The sequence below is a fragment of the Maribacter spongiicola genome (genome assembly GCF_004364165.1).
GTDB lineage: Bacteria > Bacteroidota > Bacteroidia > Flavobacteriales > Flavobacteriaceae > Maribacter > Maribacter spongiicola.
The window spans coordinates 2,501-5,664 of sequence record NZ_SOAY01000007.1 but is presented as its reverse complement, the minus strand read 5'-3'; the positions used below and the strand labels follow the sequence as shown (position 1 = coordinate 5,664).

The window sequence follows — 3,164 nt, the reverse complement described above, 5'->3', positions numbered from 1 at the left end:
TTTTTTTTCGATAAAAGTTGCCAGGTTAAAAAACAGTTGTATATTTGCAGCCGCTTAGGGAAACACCTAAGGGAAACGAAGCCGGGGAATCGAGAGATTTAAGGTGTAGTGGATAGAAGTTCATTGAAATATTGTGGAGATAAGAATCGAGTTCAGGTGAGGACCTGGACGAGAGGAACAAGAATTAAGGAAACATACAATTTAGTATATCTTAGGGTATATATAAGGAATTGAATCGAGAGTCGGGGCCGGGAGAGATTTGGACTTCGTTGGGACGAATATTTACAAAACAACGATGAAGAGTTTGATCCTGGCTCAGGATGAACGCTAGCGGCAGGCCTAACACATGCAAGTCGAGGGGTAACGGGGAGCTTGCTCCGCCGACGACCGGCGCACGGGTGCGCACCGCGTATGGAACCTACCTTGTACAGGGGAATAGCCTTTGGAAACGAAGATTAATGCCCCGTGGTACCATGGCCCGGCATCGGGATATGGTTAAAGCCTTCGGGCGGTACAAGATGGCCATGCGTCCCATTAGCTTGTTGGTAAGGTAACGGCTTACCAAGGCTACGATGGGTAGGGGCCCTGAGAGGGGGATCCCCCACACTGGTACTGAGACACGGACCAGACTCCTACGGGAGGCAGCAGTGAGGAATATTGGACAATGGAGGAGACTCTGATCCAGCCATGCCGCGTGCAGGAAGAATGCCCTATGGGTAGTAAACTGCTTTTATACGGGAAGAAAAAGAGCTACGTGTAGCTTACTGACGGTACCGTAAGAATAAGGACCGGCTAACTCCGTGCCAGCAGCCGCGGTAATACGGAGGGTCCGAGCGTTATCCGGAATTATTGGGTTTAAAGGGTCCGTAGGCGGGCCGATAAGTCAGGGGTGAAAGTTTGCAGCTCAACTGTAAAATTGCCTTTGATACTGTTGGTCTTGAGTTATAGTGAAGTTGCCGGAATATGTAGTGTAGCGGTGAAATGCATAGATATTACATAGAACACCGATTGCGAAGGCAGGTGACTAACTATATACTGACGCTGATGGACGAAAGCGTGGGGAGCGAACAGGATTAGATACCCTGGTAGTCCACGCCGTAAACGATGGATACTAGCTGTCCGGGACCTTGAGTTCTGGGCGGCCAAGCGAAAGTGATAAGTATCCCACCTGGGGAGTACGTTCGCAAGAATGAAACTCAAAGGAATTGACGGGGGCCCGCACAAGCGGTGGAGCATGTGGTTTAATTCGATGATACGCGAGGAACCTTACCAGGGCTTAAATGCATATTGACAGGTCTAGAGATAGATTTTCCTTCGGGCAATTTGCAAGGTGCTGCATGGTTGTCGTCAGCTCGTGCCGTGAGGTGTCAGGTTAAGTCCTATAACGAGCGCAACCCCTACCGTTAGTTGCCAGCATGTCATGATGGGGACTCTAACGGGACTGCCGGTGCAAACCGTGAGGAAGGTGGGGATGACGTCAAATCATCACGGCCCTTACGTCCTGGGCCACACACGTGCTACAATGGCAGGTACAGAGAGCAGCCACGTCGCAAGGCGGAGCGAATCTATAAAACCTGTCACAGTTCGGATCGGGGTCTGCAACTCGACCCCGTGAAGCTGGAATCGCTAGTAATCGGATATCAGCCATGATCCGGTGAATACGTTCCCGGGCCTTGTACACACCGCCCGTCAAGCCATGGAAGCCGGGAGTGCCTGAAGTCCGTCACCGTAAGGAGCGGCCTAGGGCAAGATCGGTAACTAGGGCTAAGTCGTAACAAGGTAGCCGTACCGGAAGGTGCGGCTGGAACACCTCCTTTCTAGAGATTGTCCTTTAAGGACGGTCCCTGACGAAGTAAAGAATGGAACTACGGTCCCGGTCTTTTGATTTAACAATAGTTTCTTTAAATGAATGTTCGAATATAAAAATCTCCATAATTATGATATATAAGTAATTGCTTTTTCGAAAAGGTATTTATACTAAAAGGAGAGAGTAGGGACAGTCCCATAGCTCAGCTGGTTAGAGCGCTACACTGATAATGTAGAGGTCGGCAGTTCGAGTCTGCCTGGGACTACTGAAAGGTACGAGGTGCAAGGTAAAAGAGGTACGTAGTACAAACGTTCATTAAGATTGAAATATTGAAGGAAATTTTAGAAGTTGAGGAGTTAAAGGGGTTGTTACTCATAACTCTTAACTAATAACTCATAACTAAAATAAATGGGGGATTAGCTCAGCTGGCTAGAGCGCCTGCCTTGCACGCAGGAGGTCATCGGTTCGACTCCGATATTCTCCACTAGGCGATGCCTAGGGATAATTAAATTTATTCTCGAAGTATCGTGGATGAGATAGATAGGTATTTAATTGCCTGTCGTGGCTCACGATAACGTTCATTGACATATTGGAACAGGAGGTAATACATTTAGGTGTATTATCGACTAAAAAAGAAAGAAACACGAATCTTTATTAAGTAAAGAGTACGAATAAAATAGAATAGATTAAAGATCTGGCGACAAGCTGGAAAAGGGCGTATGGGGAATGCCTAGGCTCTCAGAGGCGAAGAAGGACGTGATAAGCTGCGAAAAGCTACGGGGATCGGCACACACGATATGATCCGTAGATATCCGAATGGGGCAACCCGGCATATTGAAGATATGTCATCTCGTAAGAGAAGCAAACCCGGGGAACTGAAACATCTAAGTACCCGGAGGAGGAGAAAACAAAAGTGATTCCGATAGTAGCGGCGAGCGAAATCGGATTAGTCCAAACCGACCATGTTCCGGCATGTTCGGGGTTGTAGGACCACGACATTCGAGATGTGATGAACTAGAACGCTTTGGAAATAGCGACCATAGAGGGTGATAGTCCCGTATAGGCAAAGAGCATTTAGATAGTGGTATCCTGAGTAGTGCGGGGCACGTGAAACCCTGTATGAATCCGGCGGGACCATCCGCCAAGACTAAATACTCCTGAGAGACCGATAGTGAACCAGTACCGTGAGGGAAAGGTGAAAAGAACCGTGAATAACGGAGTGAAATAGATCCTGAAACCATACGCTTACAAGCGGTCGGAGCCCATATGGGTGACGGCGTGCCTTTTGCATAATGAGCCTACGAGTTACTTTTACTAGCAAGGTTAAGGACTTCAGGTCCGGAGCCGTAGCGAAAGC

2 tRNA genes and 2 rRNA genes (1 of these 4 cut by a window edge) are annotated in these 3,164 nt (G+C 48.2%); all 4 read left to right on the top strand.

Annotation, left to right across the window (positions count from 1 at the left end):
* Nucleotides 1–292: 292 nt before the first annotated feature.
* A 16S ribosomal RNA gene (locus tag CLV90_RS00670) occupies nt 293–1,817 on the top strand.
* Nucleotides 1,818–1,998: 181 nt separating this feature from the next.
* Nucleotides 1,999–2,072 (top strand) — tRNA-Ile (locus CLV90_RS00665).
* A 145-nt stretch (nt 2,073–2,217) separates the two neighbouring features.
* Nucleotides 2,218–2,291, top strand: a tRNA-Ala gene (locus CLV90_RS00660).
* Between the two features lie 213 nt (nt 2,292–2,504).
* Nucleotides 2,505–3,164, top strand: a 23S ribosomal RNA gene (locus CLV90_RS00655); it runs 2,172 nt beyond the window's last position.
* Together the 16S and 23S rRNA genes with 2 tRNA genes alongside form the textbook arrangement of a ribosomal RNA operon.